The sequence below is a fragment of the Aneurinibacillus sp. UBA3580 genome (assembly GCF_002375825.1).
Taxonomy (GTDB): domain Bacteria; phylum Bacillota; class Bacilli; order Aneurinibacillales; family Aneurinibacillaceae; genus Aneurinibacillus; species Aneurinibacillus danicus.
In genome coordinates this window covers 1-21,313 of record NZ_DFMZ01000078.1, presented here as the reverse complement: position 1 = coordinate 21,313, position 21,313 = coordinate 1, and the positions used below count along the sequence as shown (strand labels likewise).

General features: G+C 48.6%; 18 protein-coding genes. 16 read left to right on the top strand and 2 right to left on the bottom strand.

Translation table 11 applies throughout. The features are described from left to right. The 3 genes from B2899_RS11885 to B2899_RS11875 all read left to right on the top strand — a co-directional run. A partial coding sequence (locus tag B2899_RS11885) for an S-layer homology domain-containing protein (protein WP_286886032.1) occupies window positions 1-3,067 on the top strand: 3,067 nt, incomplete at its 5' end. Window positions 3,068-3,339: 272 nt separating this feature from the next. Continuing rightward, window positions 3,340-4,251 (top strand): alpha/beta fold hydrolase, encoded by a 912-nt coding sequence (locus tag B2899_RS11880; RefSeq protein WP_170230134.1) that lies wholly within the window; start codon window positions 3,340-3,342, stop codon window positions 4,249-4,251. 171 nt (window positions 4,252-4,422) lie between these two features. After that, the gene (locus tag B2899_RS11875; protein ID WP_146808537.1) at window positions 4,423-6,618 is read left to right on the top strand and encodes a sensor domain-containing protein; all 2,196 of its coding nucleotides are present in this window, start codon (window positions 4,423-4,425) and stop codon (window positions 6,616-6,618) included. Between the two features lie 16 nt (window positions 6,619-6,634). Here the strand turns inward: B2899_RS11875 and B2899_RS11870 are convergent, their stop codons facing one another. Next, complete coding sequence (locus B2899_RS11870; RefSeq protein ID WP_218029526.1) at window positions 6,635-7,021, bottom strand: hypothetical protein; 387 nt, start codon at window positions 7,019-7,021, stop codon at window positions 6,635-6,637. A gap of 196 nt (window positions 7,022-7,217) precedes the next feature. On the opposite strand from B2899_RS11870, the gene fadH reads away from it, so the two are divergent. From fadH to B2899_RS11845, 5 genes are all read left to right on the top strand, one after another. After that, window positions 7,218-7,982, top strand: a complete 765-nt coding sequence (fadH, locus tag B2899_RS11865; protein WP_146808536.1) for a 2,4-dienoyl-CoA reductase — start codon at window positions 7,218-7,220, stop codon at window positions 7,980-7,982. A gap of 149 nt (window positions 7,983-8,131) precedes the next feature. Beyond that, window positions 8,132-9,382 (top strand): DUF445 domain-containing protein, encoded by a 1,251-nt coding sequence (locus tag B2899_RS11860; RefSeq protein WP_146808535.1) that lies wholly within the window; start codon window positions 8,132-8,134, stop codon window positions 9,380-9,382. A 100-nt stretch (window positions 9,383-9,482) separates the two neighbouring features. Continuing rightward, window positions 9,483-10,778: an ATP-binding protein gene (locus tag B2899_RS11855; protein ID WP_146808534.1), complete on the top strand. Its 1,296-nt coding sequence runs from the start codon at window positions 9,483-9,485 to the stop codon at window positions 10,776-10,778. Window positions 10,779-10,790: 12 nt separating this feature from the next. Further along, window positions 10,791-11,675 carry a response regulator gene (locus B2899_RS11850; protein ID WP_281285969.1) on the top strand — a complete coding sequence of 295 codons (885 nt, stop codon included), beginning with the start codon at window positions 10,791-10,793 and terminating at the stop codon, window positions 11,673-11,675. Window positions 11,676-11,942: 267 nt separating this feature from the next. After that, window positions 11,943-13,019 carry a D-alanine--D-alanine ligase gene (locus B2899_RS11845; RefSeq protein ID WP_286886025.1) on the top strand — a complete coding sequence of 359 codons (1,077 nt, stop codon included), beginning with the start codon at window positions 11,943-11,945 and terminating at the stop codon, window positions 13,017-13,019. 329 nt (window positions 13,020-13,348) lie between these two features. Here the strand turns inward: B2899_RS11845 and B2899_RS11840 are convergent, their stop codons facing one another. After that, the gene (locus B2899_RS11840; protein ID WP_286886023.1) at window positions 13,349-14,734 is read right to left on the bottom strand and encodes a UDP-N-acetylmuramoyl-tripeptide--D-alanyl-D-alanine ligase; all 1,386 of its coding nucleotides are present in this window, start codon (window positions 14,732-14,734) and stop codon (window positions 13,349-13,351) included. 228 nt (window positions 14,735-14,962) lie between these two features. Here B2899_RS11840 and rpsU point away from each other — a divergent pair, with 228 nt between their 5' ends. The 8 genes from rpsU to B2899_RS11800 form a co-directional block, all read left to right on the top strand. Continuing rightward, window positions 14,963-15,136, top strand: coding sequence for a 30S ribosomal protein S21 (gene rpsU, locus B2899_RS11835; protein ID WP_040301847.1), 174 nt, complete (start codon window positions 14,963-14,965; stop codon window positions 15,134-15,136). A gap of 12 nt (window positions 15,137-15,148) precedes the next feature. After that, on the top strand, window positions 15,149-15,592 hold the full coding sequence (locus B2899_RS11830; RefSeq protein ID WP_146808529.1) for a GatB/YqeY domain-containing protein: 444 nt from the start codon (window positions 15,149-15,151) through the stop codon (window positions 15,590-15,592). Window positions 15,593-15,834: 242 nt separating this feature from the next. Beyond that, window positions 15,835-16,116: a sporulation protein YqfC gene (yqfC, locus tag B2899_RS11825; protein ID WP_146808528.1), complete on the top strand. Its 282-nt coding sequence runs from the start codon at window positions 15,835-15,837 to the stop codon at window positions 16,114-16,116. A gap of 17 nt (window positions 16,117-16,133) precedes the next feature. Then, entirely contained in the window at window positions 16,134-17,318 is a 1,185-nt protein-coding gene (yqfD, locus tag B2899_RS11820) for a sporulation protein YqfD (protein WP_146808527.1), read from the top strand. A 6-nt stretch (window positions 17,319-17,324) separates the two neighbouring features. Then, window positions 17,325-18,290 (top strand): PhoH family protein, encoded by a 966-nt coding sequence (locus tag B2899_RS11815; protein ID WP_146808526.1) that lies wholly within the window; start codon window positions 17,325-17,327, stop codon window positions 18,288-18,290. A 44-nt stretch (window positions 18,291-18,334) separates the two neighbouring features. Next, complete coding sequence (locus tag B2899_RS11810) at window positions 18,335-20,458, top strand: HD family phosphohydrolase (RefSeq protein ID WP_146808525.1); 2,124 nt, start codon at window positions 18,335-18,337, stop codon at window positions 20,456-20,458. Then, the gene (gene ybeY / locus B2899_RS11805; RefSeq protein WP_286886011.1) at window positions 20,455-20,937 is read left to right on the top strand and encodes an rRNA maturation RNase YbeY; all 483 of its coding nucleotides are present in this window, start codon (window positions 20,455-20,457) and stop codon (window positions 20,935-20,937) included. Before B2899_RS11810 ends, ybeY begins: the two co-directional genes overlap by 4 nt. Window positions 20,938-20,949: 12 nt before the next feature. Continuing rightward, on the top strand, window positions 20,950-21,313 hold a 364-nt coding region (locus B2899_RS11800; protein WP_349679049.1), incomplete at its 3' end, for a diacylglycerol kinase.

The following is a 21,313-nucleotide window of genomic DNA, read 5'->3' as shown; positions in this document are numbered from 1 at the left end:
GGGGAAAGAGTATGTGCCGCAGGAAGATGAGTTTACGGTCCAAAAAAGCTATGACTATTTCTTTACAAAGCATAAATTCACTGATGCATACGGCAATCTTCTTGTCGGTATGTATCGCGGTTCCCTGGAAGGCAGTGGATTGTGGAAAAAGCAGAACATGAACGGAGAAAATCCAACCGTCTCCCGACTGGATGAGCAAAGCAATAGCTGGCAGACGCAAGAATATTATTTTGGAGATATTTATCCTAACTTTAAAGTAACGCGTCAGGATGGCTTTACGATATACAATAACAAATTCCGCCAGTTTTATTATTGGGCGTTCTGGGCGGTAGTACTGCCTACCGTTATACCGGGCAAGTATGACGTTGAGTTGAAGCTTCAGTACAATCCACTGGCCGGCAAAGAGCTAACCGGTCATATGGTGAATACGGTAAAAGATGACCGAAAATACAAGACGATGAAAACCACATTAAATGGTAAACCATTCGCAGCCAATGTCACGATTTATCATTCAGTAGAAGAAGGCGGCGAAATGATATGGGAGAAGTCGTTCGCAGGTAAAGCCAATGCTACTACAGGAGAGCTTGCCATTGAAGACAACATTAAGCTATCGAGTAAAAAGAACGGAAATCTGGCAAAAATCATCTATATTCTAACAGACAAAGAGTATGGGGCCGCCAATAAAGGTGAGTATTTGTTCGCCTTCCGCCAATTCACAACGCTTGATGAACTGCAAGAGATAAAGCTGGAGAACATGCAGCGGGTTGAAATTAATGCGCAAGATCAGGACGGAAAAGCGATACAGAATCCAATTCGTCGGGACCGCGGCATTATTTTCCCGGGACAGGTTGAGGGACAGAAAGTTCCTTTCTATCAATTTACCGGCAACGACTATAAAAAAGAAGTTGCATGGTTGGAGCCCGGTACGTATCACTTTGACGGTCATTACATTGTTGGAACTGGAGAAGGAAAGAAAGTGAATTATTACCTGTTCCAAAAAGATGTGATTGTTTCCGGTAGCGAAGGAGCGGTAAACAAAGTATTGCTGGATGGTACCGATACAGCAAAAATTGTTTTTGAACCTGACACGGCGGGATATCATGATTTCAGAGGAGTCAGTCTTTTCCCGTTTAATCCATATCGTCATGAAATGAATGAACTTAACACCGTAGGTCATACTTTCTACTTAGCTGCGGATATTCCATATCATCTGGATACGAAATTAACGCTGGGAGATAAGGAGAATCCGGCGTATACATGGAATTATTTCCTGGAAGAAGCGAAAGAGCAGCCATTTGCACGCGGGACAGAAAAAATCTGGCATATCGGCAAGTTTGTACCGCAATTATCGCTCGATAAGACGACTATAAAAGGCACAGAAGCGGTAACCGGACGTTCCGGAATTGTGGACAAACATGGAAACAAGGTTGTCTACACATTCATTGATAAAGATAGCAGTTGGAGCGCCGCTGCGGGTGAGGCAGAGAAACAAGGTTCACTTGCTGTCCGCTTGCAGGCGAATGGACAGATCAAAGTCAATGAGGATGTAGAATATAGCATCAGCCATGAGGAAACGAAACCCGCTGGCCCGTCCGTAACGGAAATCTATCCATATCTTCGTGTCTACAAGAAACAGGCGGATGGAAAAGAAACAAGAATTTTTAATGAGAGCAAGCCTGCTTATTATGATGGCTTTAGCGAATCGTTAGGGAACCTTGGGCCAGGAAATTACCGGGTGGAAGTGGCATTTGCTTCCGGGCCGAATGGACCGGTGACTACCGCGCTGCAAGAGGGCACATTTACTGTGCTAGGTAGCGGTAGCGGCGGCTCGGGTAGCGGTGGATCCGGCGGCGGTGGAAGCGTACAGCCGACACCTGATCCGGCTAAAGAGGGGACGAAGTCAGTAAGCGATAACCAGATAAATCAAGCGGTGAAAAACGCGCTTGATAACAATGCATCTGTCATTCGTATCGAATCAGATAAAGCAGCGGCCGTTTCGCTGACAATCAATCAACTTAAAACAATTGAAGACACGAAAAAAGCGTTGGAGATAAAATTCAATGGTGTTACGTTTACAATTCCTTCTGCCGTACTTACCGGATTGCCGATAAAGGATGCAGCCACTATTGAATTCTCGGCTACAGCTTTAAATGAGGCAGATGCGAAAAACGTGACAGACGCAGCAGAGAATGCGGCGATGGTTAAAAAAGTCGTCGGAGCCATTTTTGAACTGCGGGTGACTGCGGTTACGAAAGCCGGTGAAGCTGTAGGTATCAAAACATTTACAGAGCAGTTACAGGTAAATCTTCCGGTTCCGAAGGAGGATCAGGCCGCCGCACTGGCCGGTCAGGTTCATGCGCACCGTTTCAATCCGGATACGAAGAGATGGGATTATATCGGAGGGACGTACAATCCTGCTACTCATACGATCAGCTTCGTCACCAGCAAGTTTAGCAGATTTGCCCTGCTGATTACCGATGAGGTTATGCAAACGTTTGAGTTAACTGATTTGAGAGGTCACTGGGCGGAACAGGATATTCAGTTTATGGTTAGTCAAGGATATGTGAGAGGCATAGGAGACGGCAAGTTTGCTCCGAACAGCCCGATTACCCGAGCCGAGTTCACGGCTCTGCTGACGCGCATCTTAGGACTTCAGGAAGATAAAGACAGCGCGATAACGTTCAAAGATCTCGGCCCTGGACATTGGGCTTACGGCTCGGTGCAAGCTGCAGCCAAAGCAGGATTCATCAGCGGTTATAAGGATGGTTGTTTCTATCCGGATCAGAAGATTACCCGTCAGGAAATTTCCGCTTTGATAACCCGTGCTCTAAAGTATAAACAAGTGGAGAATGAAATAAGTGAGCAGGAGAAGAGCGAGGTGCTTGGCAAATTCAAGGATCGAAAAGAAATTTCTCTATGGGCAGAAAAAGAGGTGGCCGCAGCAGTGAAAGCAGGTATTGCGGTAGGGCGAAAAAGCGATGAATACGCTCCGCGGGCTGATACCACCCGTGCAGAAGGCGTGGTGCTGCTGAAACGGGCTTTGGACAAAATAAATAAAACAAAATAGAGAAGGAGCTTTATTTTCCTGTGAAAATCGTGAAATAAAGAAAGAAGGGAAGGAGAGAAAAAAGATCCAGGGAAGAAAAAGGCGTTCGCCTTTTTCTCCATGGAAATCATCCTTTCTTTCCCTTCTCTCTTTTTGTTCGTACCGCAAAAGTCAGCTGTCCCTCCTATGATTTTCATGTCGGCGTTGCGGCTGAAAAGCCATGGTTGTTTTCTAGAAATATCATGGTATCTTATTCTATAATAAGCAAATTTTTGGGAAGGCAGGGGAATGGCATGAACTACGATAAATTCTTGGACCTGGCACCGTCCGATGAGCGGTGGGGACATAACGAGATTGTATGCGATAGCGGAATCAAACTGCATTATGTTCGTCAGGGGGCAGGGAAACCGGTACTTCTGCTTCACGGTTGGCCGGGATTCTGGTACGATTGGCGCCGCGTCATTCCCGCCCTGGCAGAGAAGGCGGATGTCATCGCTCCGGACTTCCGCGGATTCGGGGCATCGGATAAACCGGACCTTCCTCCGGCGGAAGGCTATACTCCTCAAGCGCTCGCCGGAGATATCCTATCGCTGATTCATCAGTTGAACTTAGAAAATGTTATGCTTGTTGCCCATGATATAGGTGCTACGGTAGCGCAGACATTGACCCGTATGATTCCCGAGAAAATAGATTCACTTGTTTTATTGAATCCTCCCTATCCGGGAATCGGCAGCCGGAGATTTGACCCGGCGGTACAGGGGCAATTCTGGTACCAGCACTTTCATAACCTTCCCTGGGCCGAGGAGTTGGTTGGCTATGACCGGAACACAGTAAAGATGTATTTGAGCCATTTCTATCATCACTGGACAGGAAAGAAAGAAGCGGTCCGTCCTGCCGAATTCGAACATATTGTGGATGTATACGCTGCACCGCAGGCGTTTAAATGGAGCATCGCGTATTACCGGGCACGTGCGGGTGCAAGGGCCAAAGAAGCGGGCGCAGCACCTGAGACAATGAAAATCGTACAACCTGTCAGCGTACTATGGGGTGAGGCGGACCCGGTCATTTTGGCCAGCTGGTCCGACCGTCTGCATGAGTATTTCAGCGACGTACGACTTCATATACTGAACGGTGTCGGACATTTCGTGCCTTTTGAGGCTCCGGATAAAGTGGTGGAAGCCATCACTTCATTGCACAGCAAATAAATACGATAATATAAGTACAAGGCTGGAATAAAGTGAAACGCTTGTTCCGGTTTTGTGCTTTTTTTCATATATTTAAAGGAAAATTTGTGCAAATTATTGAAATTAATCTTGCATTTCGTTATAGTTCAAGTAAAATATACAGTCTTTTCTCCTAAAGAAAAGGGGTACCATATGCTTACATTCAACTCCAGCAGTATTCGCGCGATCACGATACTGAATCATCTGCTAGGCAAATTGCAGTGCAGAGATTTGCTAGAACCATTGATTGATGAGGTGATTACCGAATTAAAAGAAGCTCTTCGGGAAGTATCCGAGCTAAAGTGGGCGCTCGATGTCTCAACCATAGTAGCAGTAACGGATTTGAGTGGCAAAATCGTATATGCGAACGACAAGTTCTGCGAGATTTCAGGATATAGCCGGGAAGAGTTGATTGGGCAGAATCACAGGATTGTAAACTCGGGATATCACGACAAATCTTTTTTCCGTCAGATGTGGCAGACGATCCGAGAGGGAAACATATGGAACGGAGAGATAAAAAACAGAAGAAAAAACGGTTCTTTTTATTGGGTAAATACAACCATTGTGCCGTTGATGGACGAGCAGGGCAAGCCTACGCAGTATATTTCATTCCGCAATGATATTACGAAAGGGAAAGAGGCGGAAGAGAAGCTGCGTCAAGCATTGAAAAACGATTTCATTCGCACGGTAAATGCACTGCATAATTTTGTGTTTAAGCTAAATCAAAGGGAAGACGGTTCGTTTATCTATGTGCTGTTTGAGGGGAAATTGGCCAAACAGCTTGGATTAACAACGGAGAAGACATACGGAAAAACCCCGAATCAGGTTTTTCCTCCGGAGACGGCAGAAATATTGGAAGCGAACTATCGACGCGCTTTTCAAGGTGAGAGAGTTACTTATAACTATCGATATAAAAACCGGGATTTTCAGACATCTCTTTCTCCGATTATAGAGGATGGTCGGATTATCGAGATTATTGGCTCTACAAGCGAGATTACGGAGCTAAAACGAGCGGAAGAAACAATCCGTCAGATGGCCTATCTCGATGCGTTGACCAGTCTGCCAAATCGACGGATGTTTATGGAGGATTTGGCAGAAGCGCTGTCCCAAGCAGAGGTTTCTTCGAATGAAATCGCCGTGTTATTTCTGGATCTGGACCGTTTCAAGCAGATTAATGATACCCTCGGACATACAATAGGGGACCATCTGCTGAAGGTGGTGGCGGACAGGCTGCGTACACAGAGCGGAGATGATTGCAAGATCTACAGACTCGGTGGCGACGAATTTGTCGTATTGTTGCCCCGTATCAAAGACGAAGCGGAAGCTACGTATGTGGCCGGAAGGTTATTGGATTTATTCCGCACAACATTTAAATGGGATCATTACGAATTTTTCATTACATGCAGCATTGGTATTAGCATCTATCCGTTTGCGGGAGCGGATATCGAGTCATTGATGAAGAATGCGGATACGGCGATGTATCATGCTAAGAACAGCGGACGCAACGCTTACCGTTTGTATACGCCCAAGATGAATGTGGAATATGACGAGCATCTGCGGCTTGAGGTTCATCTTCGCAGGGCGGTCGAAAAAAGAGAGCTTCAGCTGTATTATCAGCCGAGAGTAGATACAAAAAGCGGACAGATAAAAGGAATGGAAGCGCTGTTACGTTGGATTCACCCGGAGATGGGGTTCATATCCCCGGCTAAATTCATTCCCATTGCAGAAGAGACAGGACTTATTGTGACGATTGGCGAATGGGTGATTCGCGAGGCGTGCGAACAAAATCGGCGCTGGATCGATTGCGGATTCCCCCCGCTCCGTGTCAGTGTGAACGTCTCGGGACTGCAGTTCCAGCAGGCGAATTTCGTAGAATTGGTTCGTTCCATCCTGGAGGAAACCGGGCTTGACCCTTGTTATCTTGAGCTTGAGATTACTGAAAATAGCATGATTAATGATGTGGAAGATAACATTGCCACACTGATGCGCCTGCGCGAGATGGGCGTATATATTTCCATTGACGATTTCGGGACCGGGTACTCTTCGTTTAGCTACTTAAAGCGGTTTCCCATTCATGCGCTGAAAATCGACCAATCGTTTGTGCGGGACGTGGCAACGGATAAAAATAATGCCGCAATTGTAAAGGCTATTGTCCAGCTTGCGCATCATATGAATGTAAGTTTAGTTGCGGAAGGCGTAGAGGATGAGGCTACCTTCCGATTTCTTCAGGCAGAGCGGTGTGATGAAGTTCAGGGGTATTTCTTCAGTCGGCCGCTGCCGGCTGAAGAATTTGAACGGATGCTTGCCGCCGGAGAATTTATAACGACAGAGAAGCCAGGGAGCGAGTGATCCCTGGCTTCTCCTGTTAGTTATATTCCACTTCCCCGTGCTTCATGGCTACCAGTTTGCCCCGTGAAAGAGACATCATCAGAATGGCAATCATCTCATGCATGATGATCGTATGGTGGTTATTCGATTCCTGCATATAAGTACGGAGGCGTTCGCGGACTTCGGGTACGCCTGTAACCTCGATGATAATATCCACTTCTTCCCCTTTTCGCGCCAGTTCCATAAAGTCGATCGTGACCGGAATGCCTTTTTCTTTTGCCAGTACCATGCCCGGAGCGTCTTCGTGCAAATCGGCTACACCCAGTATCTCAACGAAGGGCGCTTCCGCCAGCTGACGCAGCAGTGGCGTGCCTGTCTCGCCCCCGCCAATAATAACGACGCTAATTTTTCCATCTTTCATCATGATTCTCCTCCCCGTATAGTGTTTGTATACATCCCATATTTTCAAATTATATAACCAGAGTTTGCCATTAACAATGACGCTCAATGACGCTGTTTGAAAAATTTATAACATTTTACTAGATGAGTATTCATTCATTTTCATTTCCAGCATTTTGTTTTAAAATTAACAGTATTCAAATTAAGAGGAGGGGAAGCATATGGAAGGAAAAGTGGCGATTGTGACCGGAGGATCGAGCGGTATGGGAAAGGCGATGGCCAAGAAATTCGCAGAGAAAGGTGCGAAAGTGGTCATTACCGGCCGCAATCCAGAGAATCTGGAACAGACCAAACAGGAAATCCAGCAAACAGATGGCCAGGTGCTGTGTGTACAGATGGACGTGCGTAATCCGGAAGATGCCAGGCGCATGGTGGAGGAGACGAAGCAGGCATTTGGAACCATCGATTATTTGGTTAACAATGCGGCTGGTAACTTCATTTGTCCGGCGGAGGAATTATCCACAAACGGCTGGAATGCGGTTATCAATATCGTACTGAACGGCACCTGGTACTGCTCGCAGGCGGTCGGTAAAGAGTGGATTGCGGCAGGGCGTAGTGGCAGCATACTCAATATGCTTGCGACATATGCGTGGCTGGCGGGCGAAGGTGTGATTCATTCCGCTTCCGCAAAGGCCGGGGTGCTGGCAATGACACGAACACTGGCAGTGGAGTGGGGGAAACGATATGGCATCCGGGTCAACGCGATTGCACCGGGACCGATTGACAATACCGGTGGAGCGGCCCGGCTGTGGGAGTCGGAAGAGGCGGCCCGCAGGACGCTTGACAGTGTACCGCTCGGCCGTCTCGGACAGCCGGAAGAAATCGCAAATCTTGCTTATTTCCTGCTGTCTCCGGAAGCGGAATACATAAACGGCGAATGCGTAACGATGGACGGGGGCCAGTGGCTGAATCGTCATCCGTTCTAGGCAGCCGTTATATTCGGTTGTATAGAAAAACAGACCAGCTTCACCGGAAACGGGAAGCTGTTTTTTAATTATATTAGGAGCGTCAGATAGTTTGTGGTAATCTGTTTATGAATGTAAAAAAGCAAATACAGTAAAGAGGGATAGATGGAATGTCAGGAGAAGCAAAACATATTGCGGGAATTTCACTTGGCGTAATGGCGGCTGGATTCGTCGCCACGCTGCCGTTTTCGGAATCGCTTGTGGCAAAGGTTCTGCAGGGCGGTTTTGAAGCCGGATTGGTCGGGGGACTGGCAGACTGGTTTGCTGTTACGGCGCTGTTCCGCCATCCGATGGGAATCCCGATTCCGCATACGGCGCTTCTGCCGAAGAATCGCAGGCGTATTACTGATGCGCTTGTTCACACGTTGGAAAACGACTGGCTCAACAAAGCCAGTATAGAAGAAAAAATCAAGCAGGTGCATGTTACGGAGAAAGTGCTAAACCTGCTTGAGAGTAAACTGGACACTACGCAGGTGCGCAGCGCGCTTAGGGCGGTAAGTGAGCAGGTGATCCAAAACGTCGATATTGAGCCGGTATTGCCGGTGCTTGAGCGTAAGCTGAAAGACTATATGAAGAGTGTGGATACGGCCGGCCTGCTTAATGGGTTTGTTGATAGGGCGCTTGCCGAGCAATACGAGGAGAAAGCGTTCGATTTTCTGCTCGCAAAAGTAGGCGAATGGGCAGTAAAAAGCGAGACACGCTATAAACTGGGGGGTATTGCGCTTCAGGCGCTTGACAATATCGAACTGGATGGATTCATGCAATTCGCTTTAAAGTCGTTCACAGGTATGCTAAATGAAGAGAAGCTGGGTGGGATTCTGCAGAATCTGCTGCTGCGCGGCAGTGACGATTTGCGCCGTCCCGAGAATAAAAATCGCCAGGCGTTTCTTGCCTACGTGCGCCAGGAAATTGAAGAAGCGCGCCGTCATGAAGGGCTTAGGGCGACGCTTGAGAAGTGGAAGTACAACCTGGCGGAAGAGGTGCAGCTGCGCGACCGGCTTGCAGATATCGCGAACGACCTGCGGCAGCAGGCGCTTACGTTTGTGCAGAGTGATGCCTATCTGGATGAGTTCGCTTTACCCTTCCTGCGCCGCCTAATAGTAAAACTGCGTGCAGATGAGACCATGATGGCCCGGTTTGAAGCATGGTTGCAGCGGCAAATTGCTGTTCTGGTCGAGCAAAATCATTCGAAAATCGGCAAGCTTGTCCGTGAAAACCTGGACAAGCTCGATAACGAAACGTTAATTGAAATGATGGAAGAGAAAATCGGCAAAGACATTCAGTGGATCCGGGTCAACGGCGCGCTGTGTGGATTCTTAATCGGACTTGGCTTGGTTACAATAAAAACCCTGGTACAGTAGGAGCCGGTTATTCGAGGATATGATTGAAGAAGCCGCTTTTTCGTATCTCTACCCTCCAACTCTTAGTTTCTTATCTCTCTAGTTAAAGGAGGTCAGTATCGTGCGCAGCAAAGCGTTCACCATATTCACATTAGTCGCGGCCACGATGCTGTTTGGTGAATTGAAATACCAGCCGTTTCAAAGTGAGTTTCGCATCAGCTTCGGAAGCGGCATCTTTTTTTTCTGGCTGATCTGGTTTAGGGAGATACCGATTCTCCTGGCATCGCTGCTTACGGGCAGCGCAGTTGTGCTTTTTCGTATCTGGCTTGATTTTATAGCATCAAACGGAGACTTTTTTCTGTACAAGAGCGCACTCACTCATGTACCTTCGTTTGCATTCTATTTGTTCTTCGGTCTGGTAATCTGGATGGGAAAGGCATGGCGCCACCTGAATTCTCCGCTTCGTCTGGGGCTTTTAGGGGCGGTGGCGGATTTCTCCGCGAATCTTGTTGAGCTTCTGGTGCGAAAAAGCCTTATGTATCAGGGCATTTATTTTGTTTTCGTTCCGCAGGAAGAATACCTGCTGCTGATTCTTGCGTTTGTGCGCAGCTTTTTTATCGTGGGCTTTTTCAATATTATTCAAGTGCGGCATCTCCGTGAAATCAGCAGAGAGCAGCAGCTACGCTTCGAGAAAATGCTAATGATCAGCAGCGACCTTCATGTGGAGGCGCTTTACCTGAAAAAGGTAATGGGGCATATCGAACAGGTGACAAGGAACGGATATACGTTATATCGGGAGTTAAAGGCGCGGGAGGCGGAAGGCGTGCTTCCTGAATCCGATCCGCCGCTTTCCCGCCGTGCGCTCAGCATCGCAGAGGAAGTGCATGAAATCAAAAAGGACTCTCAGCGCATTCTAAGCGGAGTGAGCAAAATCATCCAGCAGGAGCGCGTCGTACAGCAGTTGACAATTGAGGAGATTGTTCAACTGGTAGTGAACACAAACCAGAAGTACGCCCACATGCTGGAAAAGGAAATTGCATTTACAAGCAACGTACGAACATGGCTTACGACCCGTCATGTCTATTCGCTCTTATCCGTACTGAATAATCTGCTGTCCAATGCGGTCGAAGCAATTGAGCGGACAGGCTCGATTACGCTTCGCGTATATGAACATGAAGGCGCATTAGTATTTCGCGTGAGTGATACGGGGGGCGGGATTGCACCCGGGGATGAAGCGTTTATTTTTATTCCCGGATACACGACCAAATACGATGAGCAGGGCAACGCGTCTACCGGCATCGGCCTTGCGCACGCCCGGGATGTGGTGACAAACCTTGGCGGTACGCTTGAGGTGGTACAGGGAGAAGCGCCGGGGAAGACCATATTTGAAGTTCGGATTCCGATACACAGGTTATAAGGGGTGGAAGAGGTGAGATTTCGCTTTTTTATTATTGATGACGATCCGTCTTCCCGCAAAATGCTGCATAATGCCATTGAGCATGAAGATTTAGGTGATGTGGTGGGTGAAGCGGAAGACGGATTCGGCGCAGAAGCGAGCATTATTCTCAAGAAGTGCGATATTGTGCTCATTGATTTGCTGATGCCGAAGCAGGACGGAATTGAGACAATTAGCCGACTGCAGGAGATGGGATATGAGGGGAAATTCATCATGATTTCTCAGGTTGAGCACAAAGAGATGGTAGCAGAGGCGTACAGCAAGGGTGTGGAGTATTTTATCCATAAACCGATTAACCGGATCGAAGTGATTTCCGTTATCAAAAAGGTGATGGAACATATCCGTCTTGAACGATCGCTTGAAGGCATTCGCCATACGCTTTCACTGTTTGACACGCTTCCGAAAGAGCCGCCGGAGGTGCGAACCACTCCGTTTATCCGCAGCGTGCTGGCCGATTTCGGCATCCTTGGCGAATCAGGAAGTCAGGATATTATCCACTTGATTGAGTATTTACTAAAGCGGTACAGGAACGAGCGCGTAAAAGAATTTCCGGCACTCAAAGAGATATTTACCGATTATGTAACTTACAGCAGCGCTACTGATGTGCAGCGGGAGGTCAAGGCGATGGAGCAGCGAATTCGCCGTGCGGTGGCACGTGCCCTCCAGAATCTCGCGTCGCTGGGCCTTGAAGATTACATCAATCCGAAGTTTGAGATGTATGCCTCCAAATATTTCGATTTCGCAGACGTGCGCCAAAAAATGCGGGAGATTGAACAGAACGAGGAAGTATCCCGCGTGCGGCTGAACGTAAAAAAGTTTATTTTCACGCTCTATCTTGAGACGAAAGAACATACTTGAAGAACAGGGGAAGCACGACAGTGGGGAAATGGTGGGCCGGTTCGCGGAAGTTATGGTTTGGGATGGGATGCGCTTGAGCCGAAGATGAAAGAACAATAAACGTAAACCTCCGAAACCGGGGGTTTTCTTTTTTAAGAGATAAATCATATTCATCACGCAACGATGCCGAAAAACTGATATGATAAATACTGTTATCCAATTTTTCGATTTTTACATACGATGAAGAGGTAGGCGCATTGTGCCATATTAGATAAGGAGGCAATACAGGTGGCAACGAAACGGAAAATAGGTGTAATTTACGGTGGAAAATCAAGTGAACATGAAGTGTCCATTCATACGGCGCTGTCGGTTATTAATGCGGTAGACAAAGCTCGTTATGACGTGCTGCCGATTTATGTAGATGTAACAGGGGGATGGATTCAGGGGGCATGGGTAGAGAAGGAAATCACGCATGTCAATGAGCTCCGTTTTTCGCTCGATAAGCAGCAGGCGCCCGACATCTTTGCATTAAAACAGACTGTTGATGTGATATTCCCGGTCATTCATGGGCCAAACGGAGAAGATGGCACGCTGCAGGGATTCCTTGAACTCATCGATATACCGTATGTCGGCTCCGGTGTACTCGGTTCGGCGGTCGGGATGGATAAAGTAATGATGAAAGAAGTGTTCGGCAATGCAGGGTTACCGCAGGGCCGATATAAAAGTTATTTGCGCAGTGAATTGGAAACGAGAATGGCGGAAATTTGCGATGCAGTGGAAGCGGAGCTTGGTCTTCCGTGCTTTGTTAAACCAGCCAATATGGGTTCAAGCGTAGGCATCAGTAAGGCGAAGGATCGCACAGGACTCGAGGAAGCGCTGCGCTTTGCTGCGCGTTTTGATAGAAAGGTAATTGTCGAAGAGTTCATTTCCGGCCGGGAGTTGGAAATTGGCGTGCTTGGCAATGATGAGCCGGACACATCCGTTGTGGGCGAAATCGTATCGAGTAACGAATTCTACGATTATGAAGCGAAGTACAAGAGTGACGGTACCCGTCTCGATATTCCGGCCAACGTACCGGCAAGTGTTGTAGAGAGGATGAAAGAGCTTGCGGTTCGGGCTTTTCGCGCGCTGGATTGCAGCGGCTTGTCCCGCGTCGATTTCTTCTGGGATGAGAAGAATGACGCGCTGTACATTAATGAAATCAACACTTTGCCGGGCTTTACGCCGTTCAGTATGTATCCGATGCTGTGGAACGAAGCGGGTGTTGCGTATGCGGAGCTTATTGACCGCCTCATCGCACTGGGTATTGAGCGTTATGAAGAGAAGAAAGCCAACGCGCTTGTTGCCGAACAGTTTAATGATTAATTGACAAGCGGGCACATCAATAACGGATCGTCAGGAACAGAAGAAAGGTGGGCACGTCACCAGGTTACGCTCCACACGGAAGGAGAAATGTCCGCTTCAAGCGTAAAATGGTTCCGGTACCCACCTCTTCTGTGAAAATCATGGAAAAGAAAGAGAAGAAGAGGAAAGAAGATCCGAGGAAGAAAAAGGCCTTCGCCTTTTTCCACATTGAAATCATTGTCTCGTTCTCTTCTCTCTTTTCCATACATACCGCAAAAGTCAACTGTCTTTCCCTTCATTTTCATGTCGGGGTTGCGGCTGAGATGCCATGGTGGTTTTCTTCGTACCGCTTAGCATAATGAATCCAAAAGGGTTTCTAACGCCATGCCGCGTGATGCTTTCAAGAGAAGCGCATAGTCCCCGTTTTTGAAGGAGGCAAGGTATGAAGCGGCTTCTTCTTTATCGGTAAAGTACTTTGCGCCTGGGCCGTAGCCTTCCGCCAGAAATTTCGCATCCTTGCCGATGGCAACTAGCTCGAACTCCTGCTTCATCGCCTTTAGCTCTTCACCGACTTCTTGGTGGTAGGCTTTGCTTTGTGCACCTAACTCGAACATGTCACCCAATACCAGCACTTTTTTTCGCTCCGGGTAAATGGACAGGAACGTCCGGACCGAAGCAATCATGGAAGAAGGGCTGGCATTATAGGCGTCGTTAATGATAAGCAGGCCGCCCGCTCCGTCTACGCGTTCAAAACGCATGGTAGAAATCGAAAGAGTTGCCAGCTGCTTCACGATCTCTTCCGGTGTGAGACCCAGATGCAGGGCGATGAAAATACCGGGCAGCGCGTTTGAGATATTGTGTTCGCCGAAGAGCGGCATGAAGCACTTAAATTGCTCTCCCTTATTGGTTGTAACGACAAAATGACTGCCGTGCTCATCAAATGAAATGGCGGACGCCGTAATATCGGCTGCCCGTGGTTCTTCCCCTTCCTGGTGCACATGGTAGAAGTATGTTTTCCCTGGATTTAGGTACGCCAGATTGGCCACGAGTTCGTTATCCTGGTTCAGACAGGCGAAGCCTTTCGGATCGGTATGACCGAGAATTTCGCCTTTTGCCTGGGCGATCATTTCTTTCGAGTCGAAGAACTCCATATGCGCATCGTTTACGTTTGTAATGACGCTGAATGTCGGGCGGACCAGTCCGGCGAGGAAGTCAATCTCACCCGCATGATTCATTCCGAGTTCAAGCACCGCCGCTTCGGTGTCCGGCTCGATCTGCAGGAGCGAGAGCGGGACACCGAGGTGGTTATTGAAATTCTTGTACGTTTTATATACCTTTTTTTGTCCTGACAATAAGTGCGCCAGGATGTCTTTTGTCGTCGTCTTGCCGTTGCTGCCGGTGATGGCTGCGATCGGCAGCGACAGACGGTTACGGTAGATGCGCGCAATTTGCTGGAACGCTTTCTCCGTATCCTTTACAAGGATAAGCGCGAACGTATCCGCAAGCCCCGCTTCGCGTGCTTTTGTCTCGTTGGAAACAAATGCGGCGCAAGCTCCGGCCTTTGCGGCATTTGGCAGAAATTCGTGTCCGTCCCGTGTGCCGCCGGTCAGCGCCACGAATAATGATCGGTCCGTCAGTTTTCGCGAATCAAAATGAACGGATGTAATCTCGGTGGTTTCATCACCCTGGAGCAGGGTGCCTTCCGTAATTTCTACGATTTCTTGTACGGTAAACATACAGGATGTCCTCCCTGTTTTCACTTTTTATAAATTGTATCGTATTCATTATAACGCGATTCGCGCCCAAACAGATGCCTCCAACTTCCTGTTCGCTTGAACCTAAAAAAATGGGCGTACAAGGTTGACCTGCCTATCTCTGTATAATATAATGTCTTTTGACGACTTTTGGAGATGTTTCTCTTCTCGGGTCGTCACTGATGGTTAAGGCGGAGGGAGGGGAAACAAATGGCAGAAGTTCGTGTACGTAAAAACGAGTCGTTAGACCAAGCGCTACGTCGATTCAAACGTGACTGCTCCAAAGATGGCGTTCTTGCTGAAGTAAAGAAGCGCAGACACTATGAGAAGCCAAGCATTAAACGCAAGAAGAAGTCTGAGGCAGCGCGTAAGCGTAAGTTTTAGGAGGAATAGTTAATGAGACTCGTCGATCGTCTTACCAACGATATGAAGCAAGCGATGAAAGATAAAGACAAGCTCAAACTTTCCGTCATCCGTATGGTGAAATCTTCTATCAAGAATGAAGAGATTAACAACGGTAAAGAACTGTCTGACGATGAAGTGCTTACTGTCTTGACTCGTGAGCTAAAGCAAAGACGCGATTCCCTCCAAGAATTCGAAAAAGCCGGTCGTGAAGATCTGGCAGCATCCGCACGAGATGAAATTAATGTACTTATGGGATATATGCCTGAGCAATTAAGCGAAGAAGAGATTCGGACACTGGTGAGTGAGGTTATTCAGCAAACCGGCGCTTCTTCGAAGAAGGATATGGGGAAAGTGATGGGCGCGCTGATGCCTAAGGTCAAAGGCCGCGCTGACGGAGCCCTGGTTAACAAAATTGTTCAGGAATCGTTGTCATAAGGTATACACAAAGCCCCGCCTGCATTTTGCAGGCGGGGCTTTTTACATTTGAGAAATTTGCATAGCAACAGATGTTTGCCGGTTCCCGTTCAGCCGCTAATCCGCGGACATTTGCACTTCTTTGTAGAAAAGAAACAAGCAAGGACGGTCACCCCATTTTCTCCATCATATTCCGGCTATATACGGCATAACGTGAAAATAGAGACGTTTTGAATGGCCGAATGCGGAAAGGGGGCGTACGCATGAGAAAGTGGAAAGAAAAATGGCGGCGATTTGCCACCGGTACACTCGAAATGCCGCAGGATTTAACGATGGAAATGCCCCGCATCACCATGATTGGCCAACTGCAGATATATATCGAAAACCATCGCGGAGTCCTTTGGTTCAGCAATCAGGAACTCCGTTTGCTTTTAACGAAAGGGCAGCTCCTGATTCGGGGCCAGAATCTCATTATTCGAGCGATTTTACCTGAAGAAGTATTGGTAGAAGGAGTTGTGGACCAGGTCATATTTTTGGATGAATAAGGAAGGGAGAGACGACGATGAATCAGGGGGGAAACTGGTTCGGAGGATATCTTGTCTTACGCGTGCGCGGCAAGCGCCTTGAGCGCTTCTTAAATCGAATTGTAGGACAAGGCATTCAGGTATGGGACATTCGGCGAAACGGGGAAGAGGCATATCTGAGCCTTCCTCTTGAGAGCTTCCATAAAATCAGACCGTTCTTGAAAGAAACCGGGTGCCGTACCCGGATTATAAAAAGGGTGGGCTTTCCTTTTTTGCTGCGTAAAATGTGGACGCGCTCTATGTTTGCGGCAGGTATCCTTTTTTTCTTCATCGGCGTTTACTTTCTGTCTAATATCGTGTGGAGTGTAGAAGTAATCGGTAACGAAAAAATACCCACCCACCAGATTAAACAGGCCGCAGAGCAAGCAGGTGTCAAGCCGGGTGTGCTCATATTCCGTCTGCCGCAGGCCGAGCAGATGCAGCGCGAATTAATGAATCGCATGCCCCAGGCATCGTGGATTGGTTTTGAGGTGAAGGGTACGACCGCTGTCATCCGTGTCGCCGAAAAAGTACTGCCCGAAAAGAAGGAGGACTTACGTCCACGTCATATCATCGCGACGAAAAAAGCGGTGATCCATTCGATTTTCGCAGAGCGCGGACGTCCGACGGTGCGCATTAACGATTGGGTTAAGCCCGGAGATGTGTTGATTTCAGGCGCGCTCGGAAATGAAGGACAGATGGTGCTCGTACCGGCCAAAGGAAGGGTGGAAGGGGAGACGTGGTACGAATCGGTCGTCACGATTCCCCTGAAGCAAAAACGTCCGGTGCTAACCGGGGAAAGCTATACCAACCGTTACTTGCTTATCGGTGACTATCCGGTGAAAATTCAGGGATTCACCGCTGAGCCGTATGCTGCGTCCGTTAAAACGGAAGATACGGGCTGGTTTGCCCTGGGAAATGTTTCGCTTCCGCTCGGTATCAAGAAAGAGGTCGTACGTCAAAATGAGTGGATTGAGGTTACGCTGACCGAAAAAGAAGCGATGGAAACCGGAAAGAAATACGCGCGCGAGAACTTGTTAAAACAAGTGAAAAAGGGCGGTTACATCAAGACGGAAAAAGTTTTGCACGAGAAGCAAGAGAATGGTAAAGTTTATATGAAGATGCATTTTGTTGTAGTGGAAGATATCGCAGTTGAACAGCCTATTACTTACGAAGGAGAATGAGTTCTTTTGCATGTAGAAGAGACAAGCAAAACTATACGGCTTGAAAGTGCGGAAGAAGCCAGTCAGCTTTTCGGCCCGCATGATTCCTACTTAAAAGAAATTGAAAATGCCACACCGGCGCATATGTTCGCCCGGAGCGAGGAGATTACCATTACGGGTCTTGCGCAGGAGGTAGAGCGGAATGCCCGCTTGATTCAGGTGCTTGCCGCGCTTTTGCGTCGTGGAATTAAGCTATCTCTGCAGGATGTATTGTACGCGATTCAACTATCTAAAGAAGATGCGCTGGAAGAATTAATGGAGTTATACGATCAGCCCATCGCCACCTCGGTAAAGGGGAAACCCATACGCGTCAAAACGCTTGGACAGCGCCACTATGTTACATCCATCAAGAAAAGAGACATCGTGTTCGGTATCGGTCCGGCCGGTACCGGGAAAACATACCTGGCCGTAGTTATGGCTGTAACTGCACTCAAAGCTAACCGGGTCAAACGGATTGTGTTGACGCGTCCGGCCGTAGAAGCAGGGGAGAACCTCGGGTTTCTGCCGGGCGATCTGCAGGAGAAGGTCGATCCGTATTTGCGTCCGCTGTATGACGCGCTGCAGGATTTGCTGAGCGCCGAAAATATGGCGAAATACATGGAGCGGGGCATCATCGAAGTTGCACCGCTTGCCTATATGCGGGGCCGCACATTGGACGATTCATTTATCATTCTCGATGAAGCGCAGAATACAACGCCTGAACAAATGAAAATGTTTCTAACACGTCTTGGTTTTGGGTCCAAAATGGTCATCACCGGAGATGTGACACAGGTAGACCTGCCGCGTGGCAAAAAGTCTGGTCTGCAGGATGCGGTCCGGAAACTTGAGGGAATCGACGATATTTCCTTTGTCTATCTGACCGGGATGGATGTAGTGCGCCATCCGCTGGTGCAGAAGGTTATCACTGCTTACGAGCAGGAAAGCGAAAGCTGAAGCCCGAAGAGGGCATAAGCATCTCGCAGAAGGGGTTGTACAACATGAAAGCAAGATTACGGGGATTGCATCTCTTCGTCCCAGAATCGTGGAAGACCAGCGCGACAATTCGCCGTTTGCTGTTTCTCTTCCTCGGCCTGATGATTTATTTGCCGCTCATGGGGGATGTACTGCCCAAAACGTTTGATTTGAACGTGAATACCGTAAGCGATGTCACGCTGACGGCGCCGGTTACCGTCGAGGACACGGAAGCGACGGAACAGGCGCGTGCCAAAGCGGTCAGCGAAGTGCAGCCCGTGTATTCGCGCAACGATACGATTACGATGCACCAAGTGAAGCTCGACGCGTTCATCTACAAGAAAGCGGGTGAGCTTGCGGCTAGGCAGGACATGACGCCAGAAGCCCGCATGAAAGAGCTTAAAGAAAATATTCCGTTCTCCTTATCAACGGATACGCTGCAGGCGCTCCTGACTATGCCTCCTCCCGCCCTAAATGCGGCTGCAAAGGAGACGACCAAAGTGGTAACGTCCATCATGCAAAAGGGTGTGGACGAAAAAATAACCACGAATCCTGAGCTCATCCAGCAGCGGGTAAATCAGCAGATTGTCCTGGTCGATCTGGACAGTAAAACGCGCAAGGTGGTCAGGGAAGTAGCGATAGCGAGTATTGTACCGAACCTGACGATCAACGAGGAGGCGACCAATGCGCTGAAGGAAACGGTACGCCGGTCCGTGAAGCCGATTATGATTTACAAAGGCGAAGTGCTGGTGGAGAAAGACCAGTACATCTCGGAAGAGGTATACCGCAAGCTGGATGCTGCGGGCCTCTTAGAGCGTAATGCGAGTAAGCTTCCGTTTTTAGGGCTTGCAGTGTTCGTTGGTTTCTTCGTGGTGCTGCTCGACATGTATATGTCCCAGGCACACCGCAAAATTTATAATAGCAATATTCATATCTTAATGTTGGCACTGATTATTTTTCTAAACATTCTTGTGATGAAGATGATAAGTGCCGGCGAAACGATAGACATTTTCTCGCCCGGATACGGAGTACCGGTGGCTTTAGGTTCGATGCTGATTGCTATTCTGCTTGATACCCAATTGGCCGTTATCTGCAGCGTACTGTTCGCCTTTGCCTCGGGCATTATCTTCAACTATGAGAGCTTACTTCCGGTTGATTTCCGCTATGTTCTGTATGGGTTTATAAGCGGAGTTGCGGGAGCCTACTCGCTCGGCAAAGCGACGAAGCGGTCTCGTATTCTTCAGGCAGGGTTTATCGTCTCGGCGCTGAATGTGATTACAATTTCCGCATTGTATCTGTTGGTGTCTTCGACAGGCAACTGGCAGGAGCTTGTCAACGAGTACGCTTTCGGCGCGGTTAGCGGCGTGCTGGCAGCGGTACTGACCATCGGTTTTCTTCCGCTGTTTGAGGGAATGTTTGGTATCCTGTCACCGATGCGCTTAATTGAGCTGTCCAATCCGAACCAGCCTCTGCTGCGCAAGATGCTGATGGAGACGCCGGGGACATACCACCACAGCATGATGGTGGCCAGTTTGTCGGAGGCGGCATGCGAGGCGGTAGGAGCCGATGGTCTCCTGGCCAGGGTAGGCGCATATTATCATGATGTAGGCAAGATGAAGCGTCCGCATTTCTTTATCGAGAATCAGATTAACCGGGATAATCCGCATGATACGCTGGCTCCGGGACTAAGCAAGCGCATCATTCTTGCGCATGTGGAAGACGGGGTACGGATGCTTGAGGAGCATGGATTGCCAAAGCAGATTATCGACTTTGCCCAGCAGCACCATGGCACGACGCTGCTTAAGTATTTTTATCATAAGGCAACCAAGGCGTCCGATACGCCGATTCCGGAAGTGGAATACCGTTATCCGGGACCGAAAGCGCAGACGCGCGAGACGGCGATTGTAGGCATCTGTGACAGTGCCGAGGCGGCAGTGCGATCACTTGGGAGTCCGACACCGGAACGCATCGAGAACCTTGTGCGCCGGATTATCGCAGATCGCCTTGAAGACGGGCAGTTTAACGAATGTGATTTGACAATGCAGGAGCTCGAAGTCGTGGCGCGCACGATTTGTGAGACGTTGCAGGGATTCTTCCATAACCGGATCGAATATCCGGACGATAAACAGGTGGCGGTGAAACAAGCATGAGTCTAGATGTAGAATTCATTCAGGAGTACAGTCCGGAGCTGTCGGAAGACTTGCTTGATCTTTTGCGCCGTGCGCTCGAAGAGGCGGCACGTGTGGAAGAAGTTGAGGGAGAAGTAACGGTAACATTCGTGGATAACGAGCGGATTCATGAACTTAACCGTGAATATCGGGGCATTGACCGTCCGACAGATGTGCTTTCGTTTGCGATGAACGAAGCGGGCGAAGACGAGATGGAAATCTTCCTTGACGAAGAGATGGATGAGATGCCGAATATGCTTGGCGACGTTATTATTTCCGTCCCAAAAGCGGTAGAGCAGGCTGAAGAATACGGCCACTCCTTTGAGCGTGAGATGGGTTTTTTGGCAGTGCACGGCTTTCTTCATCTGATTGGATATGATCATGAAACCGAAGCGCAGGAGAAGGAAATGTTTGGCCGTCAGGAGGAAATTTTGAATCGGGTGCGCCTGACGCGCGAATAGGCGGGGTGCAATGTGAGAAAAAAAAGTGAATGGCGGCGGCTAATGAATAGCTTCGGCTATGCCACCTCTGGAATACGGAATACCGTGAGGACTCAGCGAAACATGCAAATCCATGTCACCATGGCGTTGCTCGTTCTCCTTTTGGGATGGTTTCTGTCCATTCCAAAAGGGGATGTTTTGCTGGTCTTTTTTTCTGTTTTTCTTGTGCTCATTTTGGAGACGGTAAATACTGCAATTGAAAAATCTGTCGATTTGACGGTGGGCGACCGATGCCATCCGCTGGCAAAAGCGGCAAAGGACGCGGCAGCCGGCGCGGTTTTGCTTTCTGCTATCCTTTCCGTTCTTGTGGGGGTTTATGTATTTCTTGAACCGCTCT